The 20194-nt window shown below is 72.7% G+C and carries 19 protein-coding genes; 4 read left to right on the top strand and 15 right to left on the bottom strand.

Annotated features, from left to right (window positions below; translation table 11 throughout):
• Positions 1-47 precede the first annotated feature (47 nt).
• The 7 genes from ACF1BE_RS08925 to ACF1BE_RS08895 all read right to left on the bottom strand — a co-directional run bounded on the left by ACF1BE_RS08925 (position 48) and on the right by ACF1BE_RS08895 (position 6212).
• On the bottom strand, positions 48-1229 hold the full coding sequence (locus ACF1BE_RS08925; RefSeq protein ID WP_392198297.1) for a fatty acid desaturase: 1182 nt from the start codon (positions 1227-1229) through the stop codon (positions 48-50).
• Between the two features lie 106 nt (positions 1230-1335).
• Positions 1336-1635: a 2Fe-2S iron-sulfur cluster-binding protein gene (locus ACF1BE_RS08920; protein ID WP_392198296.1), complete on the bottom strand. Its 300-nt coding sequence runs from the start codon at positions 1633-1635 to the stop codon at positions 1336-1338.
• 154 nt (positions 1636-1789) lie between these two features.
• Complete coding sequence (locus ACF1BE_RS08915; RefSeq protein WP_392198295.1) at positions 1790-2806, bottom strand: NAD(P)/FAD-dependent oxidoreductase; 1017 nt, start codon at positions 2804-2806, stop codon at positions 1790-1792.
• 362 nt (positions 2807-3168) lie between these two features.
• Complete coding sequence (locus tag ACF1BE_RS08910; RefSeq protein WP_392198294.1) at positions 3169-3744, bottom strand: TetR family transcriptional regulator; 576 nt, start codon at positions 3742-3744, stop codon at positions 3169-3171.
• A 180-nt stretch (positions 3745-3924) separates the two neighbouring features.
• Positions 3925-4677, bottom strand: coding sequence for an SDR family NAD(P)-dependent oxidoreductase (locus ACF1BE_RS08905; RefSeq protein WP_392198293.1), 753 nt, complete (start codon positions 4675-4677; stop codon positions 3925-3927).
• A gap of 1 nt (position 4678) precedes the next feature.
• Positions 4679-5377: an HAD family hydrolase gene (locus ACF1BE_RS08900; protein WP_392198292.1), complete on the bottom strand. Its 699-nt coding sequence runs from the start codon at positions 5375-5377 to the stop codon at positions 4679-4681.
• Between the two features lie 166 nt (positions 5378-5543).
• Positions 5544-6212 carry a ScbR family autoregulator-binding transcription factor gene (locus ACF1BE_RS08895; protein WP_392198291.1) on the bottom strand — a complete coding sequence of 223 codons (669 nt, stop codon included), beginning with the start codon at positions 6210-6212 and terminating at the stop codon, positions 5544-5546.
• Between the two features lie 182 nt (positions 6213-6394).
• Here ACF1BE_RS08895 and ACF1BE_RS08890 point away from each other — a divergent pair, with 182 nt between their 5' ends.
• Positions 6395-7360 carry a ScbA/BarX family gamma-butyrolactone biosynthesis protein gene (locus tag ACF1BE_RS08890; protein ID WP_392198290.1) on the top strand — a complete coding sequence of 322 codons (966 nt, stop codon included), beginning with the start codon at positions 6395-6397 and terminating at the stop codon, positions 7358-7360.
• 190 nt (positions 7361-7550) lie between these two features.
• Positions 7551-8774, top strand: coding sequence for a trypsin-like serine peptidase (locus tag ACF1BE_RS08885; RefSeq protein ID WP_392198289.1), 1224 nt, complete (start codon positions 7551-7553; stop codon positions 8772-8774).
• Positions 8775-8852: 78 nt separating this feature from the next.
• Here ACF1BE_RS08885 and hflX read toward each other — a convergent pair whose 3' ends face one another.
• The 6 genes from hflX to miaA all read right to left on the bottom strand — a co-directional run bounded on the left by hflX (position 8853) and on the right by miaA (position 17367).
• Complete coding sequence (gene hflX, locus ACF1BE_RS08880) at positions 8853-10343, bottom strand: GTPase HflX (RefSeq protein ID WP_392198288.1); 1491 nt, start codon at positions 10341-10343, stop codon at positions 8853-8855.
• A gap of 152 nt (positions 10344-10495) precedes the next feature.
• Entirely contained in the window at positions 10496-11998 is a 1503-nt protein-coding gene (locus ACF1BE_RS08875) for a M1 family metallopeptidase (RefSeq protein ID WP_392198287.1), read from the bottom strand.
• A gap of 85 nt (positions 11999-12083) precedes the next feature.
• Complete coding sequence (locus tag ACF1BE_RS08870) at positions 12084-14285, bottom strand: RelA/SpoT family protein (RefSeq protein WP_392198286.1); 2202 nt, start codon at positions 14283-14285, stop codon at positions 12084-12086.
• Between the two features lie 284 nt (positions 14286-14569).
• Positions 14570-15439, bottom strand: a complete 870-nt coding sequence (gene dapF, locus ACF1BE_RS08865) for a diaminopimelate epimerase (RefSeq protein WP_392198285.1) — start codon at positions 15437-15439, stop codon at positions 14570-14572.
• Between the two features lie 288 nt (positions 15440-15727).
• Positions 15728-16321 carry a hypothetical protein gene (locus tag ACF1BE_RS08860; RefSeq protein WP_392198573.1) on the bottom strand — a complete coding sequence of 198 codons (594 nt, stop codon included), beginning with the start codon at positions 16319-16321 and terminating at the stop codon, positions 15728-15730.
• Between the two features lie 107 nt (positions 16322-16428).
• A complete protein-coding gene (gene miaA / locus ACF1BE_RS08855) occupies positions 16429-17367 on the bottom strand; it encodes a tRNA (adenosine(37)-N6)-dimethylallyltransferase MiaA (protein ID WP_392198284.1) in 939 nt (312 codons plus the stop codon).
• Between the two features lie 189 nt (positions 17368-17556).
• Between miaA and ACF1BE_RS08850 the strand changes: the two genes are divergently transcribed.
• Entirely contained in the window at positions 17557-17922 is a 366-nt protein-coding gene (locus ACF1BE_RS08850; RefSeq protein ID WP_392198283.1) for a hypothetical protein, read from the top strand.
• A gap of 25 nt (positions 17923-17947) precedes the next feature.
• On the top strand, positions 17948-18232 hold the full coding sequence (locus ACF1BE_RS08845; protein WP_392198282.1) for an antitoxin: 285 nt from the start codon (positions 17948-17950) through the stop codon (positions 18230-18232).
• 147 nt (positions 18233-18379) lie between these two features.
• Here ACF1BE_RS08845 and ACF1BE_RS08840 read toward each other — a convergent pair whose 3' ends face one another.
• Entirely contained in the window at positions 18380-19099 is a 720-nt protein-coding gene (locus tag ACF1BE_RS08840) for a class III extradiol dioxygenase subunit B-like domain-containing protein (RefSeq protein ID WP_392198281.1), read from the bottom strand.
• A 641-nt stretch (positions 19100-19740) separates the two neighbouring features.
• A complete protein-coding gene (locus ACF1BE_RS08835) occupies positions 19741-20157 on the bottom strand; it encodes a hypothetical protein (protein WP_392198280.1) in 417 nt (138 codons plus the stop codon).
• Between the last annotated feature and the right edge of the window lie 37 nt (positions 20158-20194).

Raw genomic sequence — 20194 nt, 5'->3', positions numbered from 1 at the left:
ACCTGTTTTCCTCGTCACACGTGGTGATCGTCGGTCGTCGGTGGTCGTCAGTCGTCGAAGGCCGCGAACAGTTCGCGCTTGCTGACCGCCTTCAGCCGGTCGATGTCGTATTCCTGGGCGTCCGCGCGGGACAGCGAGTCGAAGACGTGGCTGATGGCGGGGACGAGGCCCCAGACCTCCTGGTACGGGGGCCAGCCCTGGTGGCCGGCGTCGATGTCCTGCTGGCGGGCGAAGATGTAGTTCGCCCAGTTCGGGGCGGCCGGGTAGCGGTGGTGGTAGTCGTGTACGACGGTGTCGCCGGTCAGCACCAGGTAGCGGGACGGGGCATGCACGAACAGGAGCCGGAGGGTCCAGCGGGCCCAGGCGGCGATGCGGCGGGCGGCCGGGAGGCCGGCGGAGGGGGCCGGGTCGCCGATGAAGATGGCGTTGGTCAGGCTGGAGAAGTACTCACGGCCGTGGCGGATCTCCACACCGGGCTCCGGGAAGGTGTGTTTCACGCACAGCCGCAGGGTGTTGCTCACCTGGAACAGCGGGACGAGCGGCACGAACCAGATCAGCAGCAGGGCCGGCCAGGTGCCGGTGGCCACGGTGGCGGTGACGGCACCGCCGTACAGCACGAGCGCGGAGACCTTCTCGCTGCGGGCCGACTCGCTCCAGAAGGAGCGGGCGCGGGAGACGGCGAAGGCGAAGTGGAAGCGCGGGGAGACGAGTTTGCCCAGTACCCGGCGCCACATCCGGCGGCGCGTCATGCCCGGGTGCAGTTCGAGGCTGACCAGGAACGCCTGGACCGTCGGGTCCTTGAGCGTCATGTGCCCGGCGGCGTGGTGGTCCTTGACGTGCTCGCGGCTGTAGCGCTGGAAGTTCTGGATGATGAGCAGGCTGGAGACGCCGTGGCCGATGAACCGGTCGAGCTTGCGCCGCCGGTACATGTTCCGGTGGGAGCACTGGTGGTAGATCATCATCCGCAGGTTGCGTATGCCGTGCAGGGTGATGGCCCACCCCGGTATCAGGAGCAGCAGCCAGCCGCCGCCGAGTGCGTACCCGAGCGTGCCGACCAGGACGCCGGCGGCCGTGGAGGACAGTGCCGTGGCGAGGTGGAGGGTGGGGGTCCAGCCCGGGGCGGCCTGGCCGGGCAGTGCTTTGCCGGTGAACAGGGTCAGGGGGAACTGGAACGCCTTCGGCAGACGGGTCAGGGTCTCGCGGGGGTCCTGGGGCTGGGGCGGGGACACGGGACGTACACCGGCACTCCGGACTGCGGAGTTGGTCGCCGACACAAGAACTCCTATCGGTTCCGAGGTTGTCTGTTCGTGGGCTGTGCGAAGGGAGCCGGCAGGGCTACAGGGCCTCCGCGACGCGGACGGTGGCGGCGTTCATCAGGCGGCACTGGCAGGCCAGGCGGTAGTTCCCGCCGGTCTGGCCGAGGTCCTCGAGGAAGTCGGCCTCTTCGGGGTCCATCTCGCCCAGCGCGTCGAAGCCGTCGAGCACCTCGATGACGCAGGCCCCGCACGCCCCCTGCTGGCAGCCGAACGGGATGACGCGCTGTGAGGTCTCGCGCTCGAGGTCGGTCAGCGGTGACCCGGCCGGCAGATGCACTTCCAGGCCGTACGGCATCAGGGTCAGTTTCTTGCGGTCCATTGCGGCGGTATCTCCCTGAGGGCATGTCGGTTCCCCGGCGGGGCCGGGGGCGGGTTCGGTCGGCCGGCGGGGCCGGTTGTTGCGGGCCGCGCCACCGTGGCGCCGGGTGGTCGCGGGCCGTCCCGGCCGTCGGACCGGGCGAGGCGTACGGTGGTCAGGCCACGGCGGCAGGCAGCGGCTGCTCCGGCGGGGGTACCGCGTCGGAGGAGTGGCCGGGGGCGAGGCGCTCGCCCGGCCGGAGTGCCACGGCCGCGTGGTTGACCGCGGTGGCGGCCTCGGCGAAGCCGACGGAGATGAGGGGCACCCGGCCGGGGTGGGTGCAGACGTCCCCGGCGGCGTACACCTGGGGCAGATTGGTGCGCATGGTCGCGTCCACCTTGATCTGCCGGAATTCCAGCTCGACGTCCCAGTCGGCGATCGGGCCGAGCTGTGCGGTGAAGCCGAGCGCGGTGATCAGGGTGGAGGCGGGCAGCGTCAGCAGGTCGTCGCCGGACCGTACCTGAACCGCTTCGAGCCGCCGCTCCCCCAGGCACCGCGTGATCCGCGCGTCGGTGATGACCCGCACGGGTGCGGCGTACAGCTGCCGGACGCTGTACTCGTGGGCCCGGAAGGCGGCCCGCCGGTGCACGAGGGTCACGGAGCGGGCGAGGGGGGCGAGGGCGAGCGCCCAGTCCACCGCGCTGTCGCCGCCGCCGGTGATGACGACGTCCCGGCCGCGGTGCTCGTCCAGCCGCGGCACATGGTGCGTCACCCCGCGACCCTCGTGCTCCGCGGCGGCCGGCAGCCTGCGCGGTACGAAGGCGCCGAGGCCGGCGGTGATGAGCACGGCACCGGCGCGCACGCATGTGCCACGGTCGGTCCGCAGGGTCCAGCCGGTGCCGGTGCGGACGAGTGTGGTGGCGGTCTGGCCCAGGAGGTAGTGCGGCTGGAAGGGCGCCGCCTGCCGGAGCAGGTTGTCCACGAGGTCGCGTCCCTTGATGGCGGGGTGCGCCGGGATGTCGTAGAGCGGCTTCTCCGGGTACATCGCGGCCACCTGTCCGCCGGCGTGCGGGAGGGTGTCCAGCACGGCGGTGGTGAGGCCGCGGAATCCGGCGTAGTACGCGGCGTGGAGTCCGCTCGGTCCCGCGCCGACGATGGCGAGGTCGACATCCGACTCGATTGAGGGGGGCATGTCAAGCTTCTCGGCCGGGCGGACACCGGCGCCCACATCGACACCATGAGCACCGGCAGAACCGCGAGCCCCGTCGACGACACCACCGGAACCGCCGACCCCACCGGCGTCACCGCCGGCACCCCTGGCGCCGAGTGCGACGCGTGCACTCAGCGCCCGCTCCGCGTCGCGCGCATCCATGGCTGTCACGACCCACTCCCCCGTTCCTGTTTCGACCAGGAGCCCGTTCGCCCCCGTGCACACGGAGGCCACAGCCCGTCATCGACCGTTGGCCCGAGGAAAAGAGTAGAGAACGTTCGCTATTTTTTTCAAGGCCTGGCCGATCCGGGCCCCGTCGCGCACGGCCGGCCGGCGCGAGGAAGTCAGCGCAAGGACGCGGCACCCCGGAGGACGACCTCCCAGACGCGCTCCAGTTGCGAGGCCGACCCCGGAAGCGGCTGCGCCCCGATCACGAGGTAATGCACCAGAGCGGCCATGACCTGCGGATCCACCCCTGCCCGCAGCTCTCCGGAGCGCTGCGCCTGTGACAGCAGCCGGCGTACCAGGGGAAGCCAGACGCCCACCCACGCGTCATCGTCAGGACAGTCCCGGGCGAGCCGGGCCGCGGACCGTACGACCACCTCCGTCTCCAGCAGATGGGCCAGCTGGACGGTCAGCCGGACCAGGCAGGGCAGCGCGGCGCCCGAGGTGCTCGCCGCGTCCACCATGCCCACCGCCTGCCGCATCCGGTCGTGGGTGAGGGCGCGGGCGTCTGCGCGCACCGCGTCGGCAAGATGCCGTTTGGAGCTGAAGTGAAAGGTCAGCGCCCCGATGGACACCTGGGCGGCCTTGCAGATGCGGGCCAGGGTGGCCCCCTCGTAACCGCTCTCGGCGATCGCGGTGGCGGCGGCGAACACCAGCCGCTGCCGGGTGCGGGCGGATCTCTCCTGACTGACCATGAGGCACCTCCGGTCGGCGAATAAAAGCAAGTGTTCGCTTTATTTACCAGTCCCCGTCAGGTGCTTGGGCCTCGGCACCTCCCGCGAGCTCCGCGCCTGCGATGGGACGAGGGGGCGGCCCCGGAAGGCCGCCCCCTCGGAACGCCGCCCGCCCCTCCGGCCGGGCACGCCCGCGTCGGCTCAGACCGCCGTCCGGCCGCCGTCGACCGGCACCGCCGCGCCCGTCACGAAGGCCGCCCGGTCGCTGCACAGCCAGACCGCGGCCTGGGCGATCTCCTCGGGCGAGGCCATGCGCCGGCGCAGCGTGCGCGCCTCGAAACGTTCCTCCAGCTCCCGGGACCCACCGATGACCTGGTCCATCATCTCGGTGCGCGTGCTGCCCACGACCAGCGCGTTGACCCGGATCCCGCGGTCGCCGTACTCGCGCGCGGCGGCCCGGCTCAGGCCGATCACCGCGTGTTTGGCGGCCACGTACGCGGCGGACGCGCTGGAGGCCAGCACCCCGGCGACGCTGGAGGTGTTCACCACGGCCCCGCCGCCGGAGGTGAGCATCGCCGGGATCTGCCGGCGCAGGCAGTTCCAGACGCCGCGCACGTTGACGTCCATCGTGCGGGCGTAGTCCTCGTCGTCCATCTCCAGCAGGGGCGTGCCGACGGTGGCGTAACCGGCGTTGTTGAAGGCCGCGTCGAGCCTGCCGAAGGTGTCGACGGCGGCCGTGACGGCCCGTTCGACGTCCTCGGACGAGCAGACGTCACCCTCCGCCGCGAGCGCGCGTCCGCCCGCCGCGCGGATCTCCGCCACCAGCTGCCCGAGGCGGTCCCCGCGCCGGGCCATGAGCACCACGGCGGCGCCCTCCTCGGCGAACAGCCGCGCGGCCGCGGCACCGATGCCGCTGGACGCGCCGGTGATCATGGCTACCTTGCCGCCCAGCATGTCAGTCCCGCCAGACGGTGCCGAGTGCCGCTTCCCGGTCCAGGGTCCGCAGCAGTTCCTCGTCGACGGCGTGCAGGGAGTCCACGATGTGCCGCACGCCGGCCTCGCGCATCAGCTGCCGCTGGAAGCTGTGCCGGAAGTCGGTGGGACGGCCGATGAAGGGCACGTTCAGCTCTCTGGCGGCACGGCCGACGTTCGCCACGTCGTCGATGAAGACGGCCTCGTCGTACTCGAGCCCGAAGTGCTCGGTGACGATCTCGTGGATGCCGGGCCGGAACGCGTCGGTGCAGATGTACCCGGGGTCGTCGAAGAGGTCCGCGTGCGGGCCGAGGAACGTGTCGAAGTGACCCTTGTCGAGGCCGCCGTAGCAGACGGTCCGCAGACCGGTGCCGCGCAGCCGCCGCAGGAGTTTCACCGCGCCCTCGTCGAGCCGCACGGGATGGGTCTCCAGATACTGCGCGCGCTCCCGGAAGTACAGCTCCAGCGCCGCTTCCGGGGTGACGGATCCGCCGATCGCCTCGGCCAGCAGCCGGCCGGCGACGGCGCGTGGCTGCGAGAAGATGCTGCGTTCCAGCTCGGCCGTGTAGGCGCAGCCCCGGTCGACCAGGAAGTGGTGGATGACCGGGCTGAAGGTGTCGTTGAGAAGGACGCCGTCGATGTTGACCGCGGCCAGGCGTAGCCGGCTGAGCGTGTGAACCATGAGTTACTCCCCCTACGGTGGCGCGAACCCCGCCGGATGCCTGAACGGCCCCGCGGGACAGACCTGTCGGGAGACAGGGCGTACGACGCGGGACACCTTACGTGCAGGTGCCCTGACGGCCGCGGGGGGTGGGTGATCTTGCTCGGGGCGTGGTGGGCGCGGTGGCTCAGCCGGTGGTCCCGCCCGGGGCGCCGACGGGAGCCGGTGCTTCCTCGGCCGCCAGGGCACGGGCGGGATCGACCGCGGTACGGGCGACCACGGCCGGCACGGCGATGCCCGGCAGCAGCAGCCGCCACATCCGCACGACCCGGTCGGACAGGTCGGCGCGGCAGGTCTGCGCCGCCGCGTACATCTGCATGCCGGTACAGGCCTCGACGATCAGCTCGGCGAGTTCCCACGGCTCGACACCGGCCTGGAGTTCCCCCTTGTCCCGGGCGACCAGGAGGCATTCCTCCATGATCTGACTCCATGCCTGGTAGGGGCTGGAGTCGCGCAGTCCGAAGGTCGTCTGCTCGCCGGTGAGCCGGACCCCGGCCCGCAACAGCGGATCGGTCTGCAGCCGGCGCGCCCAGACCAGCGTGATGTCGACCAGCCGTTGCAGCCCCTGGGACTCCAGGAACGGCAGGATCGTGTCGGACTGGGCGTTCATCACGGCCTTGGCGAGGGCTTCCTTGGACTCGAAGTGGAAGTACAGGGCTCCCGCGGTGACCCCGGCCCGTTTGAGGATGCGGCTGATGCTGGCGCCCGCGAAGCCGTACTCGTCGAAGACCTCCGCCGCCGCGAGGATGAGCGCCCCGCGCGTCTGTATGGCCCGCTCCTGTCTGGGTTGCCCCACCACGTTCCCTCCTTCATTCAAATGAAACGTTCCCTATGGTAAGCGGCATTGAGCGGGTCGTTCTGCCCCTGAACCTCCGCCCGAGGCCGGATCTCGACCTCGCGAGCCTCAGTTATTACCGTCGCTTTACCCAAAACAAAACGATCACTCTTTATCTTGTGGGCGCAACCATGTGGTAACCGATGTCCGCACCAAGGGGGATGCACATGCTGGCCGTCACCAGCCGGGAAGGGCACAGCGCGCCGGGGTCGACATCCGTCATCGACCCCGTGCCACGGGAGCTGGTACACAAGCTGGCCGAATCCGAGGTTCTGCTGAGGGAATGCCAGACGGTCGCGCCCGACACGTTCCTGGTCACCGCACGCTGGCCCGTCGGCCACTCCTTCTACGGCCCGGTCCACGGCCTCTTCGATCCGCTGTTCGCAGCAGAATCGATTCGCCAGGCGGTCCCGCTGCTGAGCCACACCGCCTACGACGTGCCGTTCGGGCACCGCCAGTCCTGGGACCACTACCGGCAGACGCTCTCCCCGGCCGCACTGACCAGCGGCACGACGGCGGCCGACACGGAACTGCGCATCTCCTGCACCGACGTGGTGCGCCGGGCCGGACGGCTGGCCTCGGCCACCATGCGGGTCGACATGGTCCGCGACGGCCTGCCGCTCGGCACCGCGGAGCTGGCCTTCCACAACCACCCGCCCGCGATCTACCAGCGGCTGCGCGGCCGTTACGCCGACCTGGAGCGGGCCACCGCTCAGGCCGTGCCGGCGGCGCCCCCGATGGCACCCGGTGAGGTGGCGCGCCGGCGTTCCGCCGACGTCGTCCTGTCGGCCGGTGAGCGGACCGGCCGCAGCCGGCTGCGGGTGGACCTGTCCCACCCGGTGCTCTTCGACCACCCGGTGGACCACGTTCCCGGGATGCTGCTGCTGGAGGCCGCGCGGCAGGCCGCGCACCGGGACGCACAGCCCGAGCCGATGGTGGTGACCGGCCTGGAAGCCGACTTCAGGCGCTATGTCGAGCTGGACTCGCCGTGCTGGATCGAGACCACCCGGGAATCGTCCGGCGCCGCCGGACAGCGGGTGCGCGTCACCGCGGTGCAGCACGACGAGGCCCTGTTCACCGCCGTCGTCACGCTCACCCCGGCTTGGTGAGGACCAAGACGCGGCAGGTCGGGCGGCTTGTAGCCGAAGCGTTGCGGTCCCGTCGGAACTCCCCCGCGGCGACCGCATAGGGTGTGATGCCGTTCCGCAAGGATGCGGCCCGGCATGAACTCCGCGGAGGAGGCATGCCGGTGGCACGTCCTCATCGCCGAGTTCCTTCACAGCAGGGGGAGTCAGAAGCATGCGATCCATACGGCCGTCGTTCACCGTTCGGCGAGGGAGGGGCCCACACCGGACCTCCCGCGCGTTGGCGGCGGTCGCCCTCGCCTCGGCGCTGGCGATGACCGCCACGGCCTGCGGCGGGGACGACAACGCCGCCGGCCGGCCCGCCACGGGCGCGACCGCGGGCGGCTCCGGCGACGGCAAGCTCAGGATCCCGGACGACCTCAGGCAGAGGCTCAAGGAGCACGGGATCGACATCGACAAGTGGAAGAACGGCGCCTGGAGGAACTGGAACAAGCAGGACTGGCTGCGCGAGGCCGACGACTTCGTCAACCCGATGATCAAGGGCCTGTGGGACCCGGACCGCATGCGGGACGCCGACGACCCGGACAAGGGCGTCGACGACAACGACATCTCCGGTGACCAGGGCGTGACCGACCCGGCGCCGCAGCCCGTGCGGGCGCGCACGGTCGTGCCGCCGTACCACAGCAGCGCGGCCACCTCGGGCAAGCTGCTCTTCGACGCCCCCGACGGCACCATGGTCTGCTCGGCGACGGTCGTGACGGACCCCGCGCACCCGGGCAGGTCCAACCTCGTCTGGACGGCGGGCCACTGTGTGCACGCCGGCAAGAAGGGCGGCTGGTACCGCAACATCGCCTTCGTGCCGTCGTACAACAACCAGGGCAGGTCGGCCGCCGAGCTGGAGAACGCCGGCCGCTCCGAGGTCGCCCCGTACGGCGTCTGGTGGGCCGACGCGGCGAAGACCTCCCAGCAGTGGATCAGCGAGGGCGGTGCGACGGGCGGCAACGGCGCCTCGTACGACTTCGCCGTCATCCACGTGACCCCGGAGCGGGGCAGCGGCGGCAGGTCGCTGGAGGAGACCGTCGGCGGGGCGCTGCCGGTCGACTTCGACGCGCCGGCCGTGGCGAACGTGCGCAGCCTGACCGCGTCCGGGTATCCGGCGGCGGCGCCGTTCGACGGTCAGCTGCTGTACCAGTGCCAGGACCGGCCGGGCCGGCTGTCCATGGACCGGTCCGACCCGACGATGTACCGGATCGGCTGCACGATGACCGGTGGCTCCTCCGGCGGCGGCTGGGTGGAGACGGGCGCCGACGGCAAGCCGGCGCTGGTCTCCAACACGTCCATCGGCCCGGTGAGTTCGGGCTGGCTGGCCGGCCCCCGGCTGGGCGAGGTGGCCAAGGGCGTGTACGACTCGGTGAGCAAGCAGTTCGCCGGCCGGTAGCCGGCCGCGTCGTCACGGCGCGGCGAAGGCCCGCCGCCCCCGAGGGGGTGGCGGGCCTTCGTGGCTCGGTGCCGTGGGTCAGGCCGTGGCGACCGTTGTGTACGGCGCCAGGTCCGACGCCAGTTCCGCGTGCACCCGGCCCTTGAGCAGGGTGCCCTCCGCGGTGTGCTCCTCGGAGATCACCTCGCCCTCGGTGTGGGCGCGGGCGACCAGCTGGCCGTGCGTGTAGGGCACGAGCGCCTCGATCTCGACCGAGGGGTGGGGCAGCTCGTCGTCGATCAGGGCGAGCAGCTTGTCGATGCCCTGTCCGGTGCGGGCCGACACGGCGATCGAGTGCTTCTCGACCCGCAGCAGCCGCTGGAGGACCAGCGGGTCGGCCGCGTCGGCCTTGTTGATCACGACGATCTCGGGCACGCCGGTGGCGCCTACGTCCCGGATCACCTCGCGTACGGCGGCGAGCTGCTCCTCCGGGGTCGGGTGCGAGCCGTCCACCACGTGCAGGATCAGGTCGGAGTCGCCGACCTCCTCCATGGTGGAGCGGAACGCCTCGACCAGGTGGTGCGGCAGGTGCCGGACGAAGCCGACGGTGTCCGCCAGGGTGTAGAGCCGGCCGCTCGGGGTCTCCGCGCGGCGGACGGTCGGGTCAAGGGTCGCGAACAGGGCGTTCTCGACCAGGACACCGGCGCCCGTGAGGCGGTTGAGCAGGGAGGACTTGCCGGCGTTGGTGTAGCCGGCGATCGCCACGGACGGCACCTTGTTGCGCCGGCGTTCCTGCCGCTTGACCTCGCGGCCGGTCTTCATGTCCGCGATCTCCCGGCGCATCTTCGCCATCTTCTCGCGGATCCGCCGCCGGTCCGTCTCGATCTTGGTCTCACCGGGGCCACGCGTGGCGAGGCCGCCGCGGCCGCCGCCCATCTGCCGGGACAGCGACTGACCCCAGCCGCGCAGCCGCGGCAGCATGTACTGCATCTGCGCGAGCGCGACCTGTGCCTTGCCCTCGCGGGACTTGGCGTGCTGGGCGAAGATGTCCAGGATCAGGGCCGTACGGTCGATGACCTTGACCTTGACGACATCCTCCAGCTGGATGAGCTGGCCGGGGCTGAGCTCACCGTCGCAGATGACGGTGTCCGCGCCCGTCTCGAGGACGATGTCGCGCAGCTCCAGGGCCTTGCCGGAGCCGATGTAAGTGGCCGCGTCGGGCTTGTCGCGGCGCTGGATGACGCCGTCGAGCACGAGCGCGCCCGCGGTCTCGGCGAGGGCGGCCAGCTCCGCGAGGGAGTTGTCGGCGTCCTGCGCCGTGCCGGTGGTCCACACGCCGACGAGCACGACCCGCTCCAGACGGAGCTGGCGGTACTCGACCTCGGTGACGTCCTCCAGCTCGGTGGACAGGCCTGCCACGCGGCGCAGGGCGGCGCGCTCGGAGCGGTCGAACTGGTCGCCGTCCCGCTCGCCGTCGATCTCGAAGCTCCAGGCGACGTCCTCTTCCATCAGGGCATCGGCCCGAAGACCTTCGGGGTAGGCGTGCGCGAGGCGCTGGGTGTCCTGGGAAGGGGAAGAAGAGGAGGTCATTTGATCCTTAAGTCGATGAGAGTGCCGTTACGGCATCGATACGGCGGTCTGCTCGACCGCTCGTGGTGTACAACGCACGGGTACCCCGGGAGATTCCCGTGTCCCCCGGTGCGCGTAGATGGTCGCACGGTACGGCACGTCTCGTCACGGGCTTATCGCGTGGCGCGGGGCTCGGCGGGGCCGGCCTCGGCCGTCGGCTTCCAGTCGGGATGGCCGGGCATCGGCGGGGTCTTCTCGCCGTACAGCCAGGCCCCGAGGAAACCTCCCAGGTCGCGCCCGGCGACGGCCGAGGCGAGCCGCACGAAGTCGGCGGTGGTGGCGGTGACGTCCCGGTGTTCCTGGACCCAGAGCCGTTCCAGCCGTTCGAAGGCCGGCCGGCCGATCTCCTGCCGCAGCGCGTAGAGCGCGAGTGCGGCGCCGTCGTAGATGCCGGGCCGGAAGATGTCGATCTTCTGGCCGGGGGCGGGCGGCTTGGGCCGGGCGGGCGGGCCGCCGGCCTCGCGCCAGCGGTCGGCGGCGCCGTAGGCGGCCTTCATCCGCTTCTCCATGGGCCGGTTCGCCGTCTCCTCGGCGTACAGCTCCTCGTACCAGGTGGCGTGCCCCTCGTTGAGCCACACGTCGGACCAGGTGCGCGGGGTGACGCTGTCGCCGAACCACTGGTGGGACAGCTCGTGCACCATCACCGACTCGATGTACCACTTGGGGTAGGCGGGCTTGGTGAACAGGTCCTTCTCGAACAGCGACAGGGTCTGTGTCTCCAGCTCGAACCCCGTATCGGCCTGTGCCATGAGCACGCCGTAGGTCTCGAACGGGTACCGGCCGACCTTGCTCTCCATCCAGGCGATCTGGTCGGGCGTTCTGGCGAGCCACGGTTCGAGGGCCTTGCGGTCGGCGGCGGGCACGACGTCCCGCAGGGGCAGCCCGTGCGGTCCCGCGCGGTGCACCACCGCGGAGCGGCCGATGGACACCTGGGCCAGCTCGGTGGCCATGGGGTGGCGGGTGCGGTAGGTCCAGGTGGTGGTGCGGCCGGCCCGGTGCGCGCCGGTGGGCAGGCCGTTGGCGACGGCGGTGTAGCCGTTGGGGGCGGTGATCCGGAACGTGAACACCGCCTTGTCCGACGGGTGGTCGTTGCCCGGGAAGACCAGGTGGGCGGCGTTGGCCTGGTTCGCCATGGCGAGACCGTCCACGGTGCGCACCCAGCCGCCGTCCTGGTCCTTGGCGGGGACCGGGTCGCTGGTGTGCCGCACGGTGATCCGGGTCCAGCTGCCCTCGGTCAGGGCGGCCCGCGGCGTGACGACCAGGTCCTCACCGGCACTGGTGAACCTCGCGGGACGCCCGTCGACCTCGACCGACCGCACGGTGCCGTGCGCGAAGTCGAGGTTGACGCGGTCCAGGTCGGCGGTGGTCCAGGCGTCGATGGTGGTGACGGCCTGGAGCGGCTTGTCGTTGGTGCCCGGGTAGGTGAGGGAGATGTCGTACGACACCACGTCGTAGCCGGGGTTGCCCAGGTACGGGTAGAGGCGGTCGCCGACGCCCAGGGGCACGGGCGGCGCCGCGGCGGCGACGAGACAGCCGGAGACGGCGCAGGCGAGCAGGGCCGCCTTGCGGTGCCGGGAGATCCTGGGCCGGGGCCGGTGGCGCGAGGTGAACAGCATGGACCACCGCTACCAGGGTGTGCCCCCGGCAGGGCGGCGACTCGCGCCCGGGCCACCCGAACGGGTCGGCCGCGGGACGCCGTGTTCAGGAGGCCGGCGCCTGGTGCCGGGCGCGGCTCACGTCGTACACGCCGGGGACGTCCCGCATGGCGCGCATCAGCGCCGGGAGGCGGGCCGCGTCGGGCAGCTCGAGGGTGTAGGTGTGGCGCACCCGCTGCTGGCTGGGGGGCTCGACGGTGGCGGAGACGATCTCGGCGCCCTCCAGGGCGATCGCCTCGGTGAGGTCGGCGAGCAGATGGGGCCGGCCGAACGATTCGGCGACCAGCGTGACCCGGCACTCGGTGGTGTCCCCCCAGCGCACACCGATCTCCGCGCGCCCCCGGCTCTTCATGTGCGCCACCGCGGCGCACTCCCCGCGGTGCACGGTCACCACTCCCCCGCGGACCGCGAACCCGGTGATCTCGTCCGGCGGCACGGGCGTACAGCATCCGGCGAGCCGTACGGCGGCACCGGGCCGGTCCACGAGGACGTCGGCGCGCCGGGGGCGCGCGGCGGGGGCGCCGTCCGCGGGGCGCGCGGCGGAGGCGGCTCCGGCACGGGCGGCGCCGCCGGCGGGCCCGGTACGGCTGCCGCGCGCGCCCTCGCCGCCGGTGCCGCCGCCGGGGTGCGCGGCGAGCCAGCGCTGGATGGCGATGCGGGCGGCCGCGGTGTGGGCGTGCTCCAGCCACTCGCGGGAGGGCTCGGAGGCCGGGTCCTGGCCCATGAGGAGCTGGACCGTGTCACCGTCGCCCAGGACCGTGCTGAGCGTGGCCAGGCGGCCGTTGACCCGGGCGCCGATGCAGGCGTGCGCGTCCTCGCCGTACTGCGCGTACGCGGCGTCGACACAGGTGGCGCCCTCGGGCAGGCCGAGGGCGCCACCGTCGGGGCGGAACACGGTGATCTCCCGGTCCTGGGCGAGGTCCTCGCGCAGGGTGGACCAGAAGGTGTCCGGGTCGGGGGCGGCCTGCTGCCAGTCGAGCAGCCGGGACAGCCAGCCCGGGCGGGTGGGGTCGGCGCGCTCGCCGTCGGCGGGGGCGTCGGCCGCGGGGGTGTCGGTGCCCGGGGTGTCGGTCCCGGCGGCGTACGGGTTGCCGAGCGCGACGACGCCGGCCTCGGCGACCTTGTGCATCTGGTGGGTGCGGATGAGGACCTCGACGACCTGGCGGTCCGGCCGGGCGATAGCGGTGTGCAGCGACTGGTACAGGTTGAACTTCGGTACGGCGATGAAGTCCTTGAACTCCGAGACGACCGGCGTCATGCAGGTGTGCAGCTCGCCGAGGACGGCATAGCAGTCGGCGTCCTCGTTCACCAGCACCAGCAGCCGGCCGAAGTCGGCGCCGCGCAGCCGCCCGCGCTTGCGGGCCACGCGGTGCACGGAGACGAAGTGCCGGGGCCGGATGAGGACCTCGGCGGGGATGCCTGCCTCGCGCAGCACACCGCGGGCCTCGTCGGCGACCTCGGCGAGGGGGTCGCCGGGGCGGGCGGCGTTCTCGGCGATGAGTTCCCTGGTGTGCTCGTACTCCTCGGGCCGGAGGATGGCGAAGACCAGGTCCTCCAGCTCGGTCTTCAGGGCCTGCACACCGAGGCGTTCGGCGAGCGGGATGAGGACGTCACGGGTGACCTTGGCGATCCGCGCCTGCTTCTCGGGGCGCATCACACCGAGGGTGCGCATGTTGTGCAGGCGGTCGGCGAGTTTGATCGACATCACGCGCACGTCGTTGCCGGTGGCGACGAGCATCTTGCGGAAGGTCTCCGGCTCGGCGGCGGCTCCGTAGTCGACCTTCTCCAGCTTCGTGACGCCGTCGACCAGATAACGCACCTCCTCGCCGAACTGTTCCCGCACCTGTTCGAGCGTCACCTCGGTGTCCTCGACGGTGTCGTGGAGCAGGGAGGCCGTCAACGTGGTGGTCTCGGCGCCCAGTTCGGCGAGGATCAGGGTCACGGCGAGCGGGTGGGTGATGTACGGCTCACCGCTCTTCCGCATCTGGCCGCGGTGGGAGGACTCGGCGAGGACGTAGGCGCGGCGCAGGGGTTCGAGGTCCGCGTCGGGGTGGTGGGCGCGGTGGGCCTCGACGACGTGGCCGATGGCGTCGGGCAGCCTGTCGCGGGCGGCGGGGCCGAGCAGCGCGGCCCGGCCGAGCCGGCGCAGGTCGATCCGGGGCCGGGACTTCCTGCGGCCCGCCGTGGCTGTGGGCGCAGTGGGCGCTGCCGGGCCAGGGGTCGCAGGGTTCGTGGCCTCCGCACTCATGGGCACCTCCGGCTCTCGGACCGGCGGACGGGGCCCCCAGGGCGTACGCGGCTCAGGGATGGCGACGTTCCCCCGTCCGTGCCGGTGCTTGATGCTACCGAGCCCACCACGTGCGGTAGACCGCCTCTCGCCGAGCGTGAAACGGATCACCCGTACGAGCGATGGAAACGAGGTTTAACGGTTTGCGCCACATGCGCGGCGCTCGGCCGCGGTTTCGAACGGTCCCGGCAGCAGGCAGGCGGTGATCCGGGCGCGCGACGCCTCGTCCTCCTTGTTCCCCCAGGTCAGCGAGCGGCGTTTTCCAGCCAGTCGCCGTCGATCTCGCCTTCGGCGACGATCACGGCGGGGCCGGTCATCTCGATCTCGCCGTCGGGCCGCTCGGTGATGACCAGGCGACCGCCGGGCACGTCGACGGTGTACGTCGCCGGGGTGCCGGTGACGGCCGGATCGGCGCCGTCACGCCGGGCGGCGGCCACGGCGACGGCACACGCGCCCGTGCCGCACGAGCGGGTCTCGCCGGAGCCGCGCTCGTGCACACGCATCGCGACGTGCCGGGGGCCGCGGTCGACGACGAACTCGACGTTCACGCCGTCCGGGTAGGCGCCCGCCGGGCCGACCGGCGGCGGGGTGAACAGATGGCCGGCGTGCGCCAGGTCGGCCACGAAGGCGACGGCGTGCGGGTTGCCCATGTTGACGTTGCGCGCGGGCCAGCTGCGCTCGCCGACGGTCACCGTGACCTCTCCCTCGGGGAGGCGGGCGCGGCCCATGCCGACGGTGACGTCACCGTCCTTCGCGATGTGGACGGACTTCACGCCCCCGCGCGTGGCGATCACGAGATCTCCTTCGGCCACATGTCCCGCGTGCTGGAGGTAGCGCGCGAACACACGCACGCCGTTGCCGCACATCTCGGCGACCGAGCCGTCGCCGTTGCGGTAGTCCATGAACCACTCGGCCTCGGCGGCCATCGCCATGGCCTCCGGGTGCGCCGCGGACCGCACGACGTGCAGCACGCCGTCGCCACCGATACCGGCCCGGCGGTCGCACAGGGCGGCGACGGTGGCCGGGGGCAGCTCGATGGCGTTCTCGGGGTCCGGCACGATCACGAAGTCGTTCTCGGTGCCGTGCCCCTTGAGGAAGGCGATCCGTGTGCTCATCCCTCGATCGTACGGGAGCGGTGCGCGGCGGGGCCGGTGGAGGTGGCGCGGCGCCGATCGAGGCGGGGGGTGGTGCGGGGGGGGCGGGCCGGTGCGGGTGGTCCGTGGGCGGTGGAGCGGTTGCCGGGGCCTTCGCGGGGCGTTCCGGACGCGGGTCGCGGACACCTTGCCAGGGTGCTTCACGCGCGGTTCCCGGCGGCCTTACGGAGGCGTTTCACGCGCGCTTCGGAGCCGGTTCCTTGCCGGGGCGGTGCACGGGGCGCTCGCGGGGCACCTCGTGCGGGCGTTTCAGCGGAGTCTTGCCACTCGCCATACCGCGAGGACGACCACCAGGGCCACCAGCAGGAGGTAGCCGAGCACGACCCGCCAGTCGGGGCGGCGGCCGGAGCCGCGCGGGGGCAGGCCGGGCCAGGTGTAGCCCACCCGGCGGGCGGCCATCATGCCCCAGCCCGCCGCGCACGAGCAGATCAGCAGGCCGAGCATGGCGATGACCGCGCCGCTGTCGCCGAAGTCGAAGGCGAGCGGGAAGGCGAACATCAGGGAGCCGACTGCGGAGAGCCCCACGATGGGGGCGAGCTGCCAGATGCGCAGCCGGCGCTGCGGGCGCAGCTCGACCTCGACCTCCGGCCCGACCGGGTACATCTCCTCGGGATCGGGTCCGTCTGCGGTGACGCCGCCCAGCGTCTCGTCGGGCCCGTCGTCGGCCAGCCGGTCCACGGCCGCTCCGTCGACGATCAGAGCGTCCACGGCCAGACCGTCCACGGCCGATCCGTCCACAGCCAGACCGTCCACGGTCGGACCGGCATCGGCCCGACCCGGCTCGTCACTGTCCGTAGTGACGTGCTCGGCACTTCGTGCGGTGTCGCGAGGGCCGGCCTCCATCGCCACGCGCCCTCCCAACTAGGCTCCACTTGGTCGATCGAAGCTCGATGATGGCACGGCGCCACGGGCCGGGATGACCGGCGGCGCATCCCGATGCCAGGACGTGATCAGGCTGTGACCGGTCGTTCGACCAACGCCAGGGCCTGCTGCGGAAGTTCCCCGCGGTCCGCGAGGGCCCCACTCAACCAATGCACCCGGGGATCGCGCCTGAACCACGAATCCTGACGGCGCGCGAAGCGTTTGGTCGCACGGACGGTCTCGGCCCGCGCTTCCGCTTCGGTGCACTCCCCGGCGAGCGCGGCCAGCACCTGCTGGTAGCCGAGCGCGCGGGACGCCGTGCGCCCCTCGCGCAGGCCGCGCGCCTCCAGTGCGCGCACCTCGTCCACGAGACCCGCCTCCCACATCCGGTCGACGCGCCGCGCGATGCGGTCGTCCAGCTCCGGACGCGCCACGTCGACCCCGATCTGGACGGTGTCGTACACGGAGTCGTGGCTGGGCAGGTTGGCCGTGAAGGGCCGCCCGGTGATCTCGATCACTTCCAGGGCCCGGACGATACGGCGGCCGTTGCCGGGCAGGATCGCGCGGGCGGCGTCGGGGTCGGCGGCGGCGAGCCGCGCGTGCAGGGCGCCCGGGCCGCGCAGCGTCAGCTCCTCCTCCAGGCGGGCCCGCACGTCCGGGTCGGTGCCGGGGAACTCCAGGTTGTCGACGGCTCCGCGGACGTACAGGCCGGAGCCGCCGACCAGGACCGGCCAGCGGCCCTCGGCGAGCAGGGCGTCGATCCGCGCGCGGGCCAGTTTCTGGTACTCGGCGACCGACGCGGCGACCGTCACGTCCCAGATGTCCAGCAGGTGGTGCGGGACGCCGCCGCGCTCATGCGGCGTCAGCTTGGCGGTACCGATGTCCATCCCCCGGTACAGCTGCATGGAGTCGGCGTTGACGACCTCGCCGCCGAGGCGCTGGGCCAGGAAGACACCGAGATCGGATTTACCGGCCGCGGTCGGTCCGACGACGGCGATGACGCGGGGGGCGGGGGATGCACTGCTCACCGCACCAGTCTCGCAAACCTCCCGGCGTGGTCCCGAACGAGTTACGTGACGGGGGACGCGGCGGGTCGTTGCCCGTTGCGAGGTGCCTCCTGCGGGACTGCCGGAGGCGGTGACCCGGACGGCACGACCTTATGCACCGGGTGACGCGGGAATTCGCCCGCACGAGTACCGTATGGAGTGGATATGGGCATGTTCGCACGACTCCTCGGCAGGTCGAAGGCGGCTCGCGAGGCGTCGGCCGCCGAGGCGCGGACCGATGTGGAGCCGCCCGGGGCCGAGGCGGAGGAAGAGCCGGAGGCGGAGTCGGCCGGGGCCGCGGCCGAGGCGGAGCCTGCTGAGGCGGAGGCGGCCGGGCAGGCGGAGCCGGAAGCGCATGGCCCGGCCGTGGACGGGAACGAGGACGGCAACGAGGACGGGGTCGTGCGAGCGGATGCCGGTACCGATGCCGGTGCGGACGACAGTGCGGCCGACGCGTCCGAGGGTGCCGGGATCCCGCGGCAGCAGTCCGCCGGCGAGGCCGCCGACAGTGACGCCGGCGACGGCGCCCGCAGGTGAACGCGCCGCGAGGGGAAGGTGGATCATGGGTTTGATGGACAACATGAAGGCCAAGCTGGGTCCGGCGAAGGACAAGGTGTCGGACCTCGCGCGGCAGCACGGGGACAAGGTCCAGCACGGGATCGACAAGGCCGCGAAGGCCGTCGACGAGCGGACCAAGGGCAAGTACAGCGACAGGATCCAGGCCGGCACGGGCAAGGCCAAGGGGGCGATGGACCGCCTCGCTCACAAGGACGGCCCCGAGACACCGGCGTCGGCCACCGAGCCGATGCCGCCCACCCGGCCGGAGGGGCCGCCGCCGGTTTCCTGACCGCCCCACGCCCTGAGGGGCGCCTGATCCCGGCGGGGTGTCCCCGGTCCAGGTGAGGAGTCTCGGCCCGGGACCCGGCGGACGGTTACGGAGAGGCATCTCTCCCGGCCGTCCGCCGCCGCCGTACGGGCGGCGGCGGAGCGGGGGTCAGGACCAGGTCGCGACCAGGTATCCCACGCCGTACGGGGCGTCCTCGTACAGCAGGGCACCGGTGAGGCGGGCGTCCTCGGCCGCGGCGGCCAGGACCTGCCAGGGGGCGCGACCGGACGCCTTCAGTTCGCGGGCCAGCCCGGGGTCGAGTGCCCGCAGGGCCGCGAGGTCCGCCGCTCCCAGCGCCCGTGCCACCTCGGCGTCGAAGGGCGCCGCCCGCTCGTCCAGGTATCCCGGCGCCTTGAGGGTGCGGCAGGCGCTGGCGTCCCCCATCACCAGCAGAGCCACGCGCGCGGCCCGGGCCCCCAGCTCCCTGCCGACCTCGGCACACCGCTCCGGCGCCAGCGACGCGTCGATCCCGAGTCCCTCGATCGAGGCGTCGGCCCAGCCGGTCCGCTCGAGCAGCCAGCCGGCGACGGCCAGCGAGGTCGGCAGCTCACGCGCGGGTACGACGGCGTCCGGGGCGGCGGAGCCCAGGCGTACGTCCACGCCGACGCCGAAACCGCGGAAGGAGCCCGGGGCGCCCTGAGGGTACGGGCCCGCCCCGTCCTGCCCGGCAGGGCCGACGACCACCAGCAGGTCGGGGCGGGCGGCGGCGAGCACGCCGAGCGCGTCCGCGCAGGCCGCGCGCGCGGTGTCCAGTTCGGGGGCGGCACCCGCGGCGACCTCGGGCACGAGCAGCGGCGGGCAGGGGCAGACGGCGGCGGCGACAAGCATGATCGGCAGAGTAACTCCGCAACCCCCCGAACCGGCACATCAGCGGGGACGCGGGGCGCGACGGATGGGGGGCGTGGCACCGGAGCGGGCGCGGGACGCGATTCTTCGGCAGGCGCACGGCGCAACACCGAAGGGGCGCGGACCCCAGGACGGGCGCGGGACGTGACTCCAGGCGAATGCGTGGCGCGACGCCAGGGCGGGTGTCATGCCGGTCCAGGATCGTGCCGGTCCAGGGCGGGTGCGGACGCGACTTCGCGGGGGGGGGCACCGGGCGCGACATCAGGGGGACGCGGGATTACGGGACTCGCGGCGGGCGCGGGCCGCGATTCACTGCGGGTGTGCGGCTCCAGGACGAGCGCGGGCCCGCGGCACGGCCGGCGCGCACGGCGGAGAGCGTCTCCCAGCCGGGCACGTGCGACTCCGGGCGGGCACGGGCGCGCGCCCGAGCCGAGTATGGAGCGGGACTCCGGCACGGAGCGGGGCACCAGCCACAGGCCGGGCCACGACCCCGGGCTCGCTGCGGGATGTGAAGGCCGGCGTGCTGTTCGGCGTGCTCCGCCAGACGGAATCCTCCGCGGACCCCGTCTCCCCCGAGCGACGGCCGCACATGGGCCAGCCGGCCCTCAGGCAGGTCGGTCAGGTCAGCACCCTGTTGCGTCTGCCCAGGCCCAGATGTCCGCGGCACCCCGACGGACAGCCTCTTCCGGGTCCCGGGCGAGATTCCGGCAGGTCGCCGCGAGGTCCGGTACACCGTCCGGTTCCGCGAGGGCGTCCTGCACCCCGGTCCGGAGCCAGTCGGCCTGGTTGTCGTCCGCCTCGGCGACCGCGAGGGCGATGAGCCGCACGGCGGCCGGCTTCCCCGCCCGGGCCAGGGCCTCTGCCGTCTGCCGGGTCACCGCCGTGTCCTCGACGTCCAGCAGCAGCCCCACCAGCGCCTCCGCAGCCTCGGGGACGTCAGCGAAGGCAGTGAGGTCGCGCCCGGCCCGGACACGTCGCGTCCACGAAGGAGACGACGCCTCGGTCAGGGCCGCCTCCCACCCACTCGTCTTCTCCGGCACGACCGGACAGCCTCCTACCCAGGTGAAGAAGGGGGCG

This window comes from Streptomyces sp. NPDC014991, assembly GCF_043080665.1.
GTDB lineage: Bacteria > Actinomycetota > Actinomycetes > Streptomycetales > Streptomycetaceae > Streptomyces.
This window is presented reverse-complemented; position numbering and strand designations above follow the sequence as displayed.

What these genes read in the sequence shown, in the direction of transcription:
- ACF1BE_RS08870 (WP_392198286.1), bottom strand. Translation starts at nt 14,285, where the DNA reads ATGAGTGCGGAGGCCACGAACCCTGCGACCCCTGGCCCGGCAGCGCCC.
- ACF1BE_RS08840 (WP_392198281.1), bottom strand. Translation starts at nt 19,099, where the DNA reads ATGCTTGTCGCCGCCGCCGTCTGCCCCTGCCCGCCGCTGCTCGTGCCC.
- ACF1BE_RS08900 (WP_392198292.1), bottom strand. Translation starts at nt 5,377, where the DNA reads ATGGTTCACACGCTCAGCCGGCTACGCCTGGCCGCGGTCAACATCGAC.
- ACF1BE_RS08845 (WP_392198282.1), top strand. Translation starts at nt 17,948, where the DNA reads ATGGGTTTGATGGACAACATGAAGGCCAAGCTGGGTCCGGCGAAGGAC.
- ACF1BE_RS08875 (WP_392198287.1), bottom strand. Translation starts at nt 11,998, where the DNA reads ATGCTGTTCACCTCGCGCCACCGGCCCCGGCCCAGGATCTCCCGGCAC.
- hflX (WP_392198288.1), bottom strand. Translation starts at nt 10,343, where the DNA reads ATGACCTCCTCTTCTTCCCCTTCCCAGGACACCCAGCGCCTCGCGCAC.
- ACF1BE_RS08915 (WP_392198295.1), bottom strand. Translation starts at nt 2,806, where the DNA reads ATGCCCCCCTCAATCGAGTCGGATGTCGACCTCGCCATCGTCGGCGCG.
- ACF1BE_RS08890 (WP_392198290.1), top strand. Translation starts at nt 6,395, where the DNA reads ATGTCCGCACCAAGGGGGATGCACATGCTGGCCGTCACCAGCCGGGAA.
- ACF1BE_RS08920 (WP_392198296.1), bottom strand. Translation starts at nt 1,635, where the DNA reads ATGGACCGCAAGAAACTGACCCTGATGCCGTACGGCCTGGAAGTGCAT.
- ACF1BE_RS08850 (WP_392198283.1), top strand. Translation starts at nt 17,557, where the DNA reads ATGTTCGCACGACTCCTCGGCAGGTCGAAGGCGGCTCGCGAGGCGTCG.
- dapF (WP_392198285.1), bottom strand. Translation starts at nt 15,439, where the DNA reads ATGAGCACACGGATCGCCTTCCTCAAGGGGCACGGCACCGAGAACGAC.
- ACF1BE_RS08910 (WP_392198294.1), bottom strand. Translation starts at nt 3,744, where the DNA reads ATGGTCAGTCAGGAGAGATCCGCCCGCACCCGGCAGCGGCTGGTGTTC.
- ACF1BE_RS08860 (WP_392198573.1), bottom strand. Translation starts at nt 16,321, where the DNA reads ATGGAGGCCGGCCCTCGCGACACCGCACGAAGTGCCGAGCACGTCACT.
- ACF1BE_RS08885 (WP_392198289.1), top strand. Translation starts at nt 7,551, where the DNA reads ATGCGATCCATACGGCCGTCGTTCACCGTTCGGCGAGGGAGGGGCCCA.
- ACF1BE_RS08905 (WP_392198293.1), bottom strand. Translation starts at nt 4,677, where the DNA reads ATGCTGGGCGGCAAGGTAGCCATGATCACCGGCGCGTCCAGCGGCATC.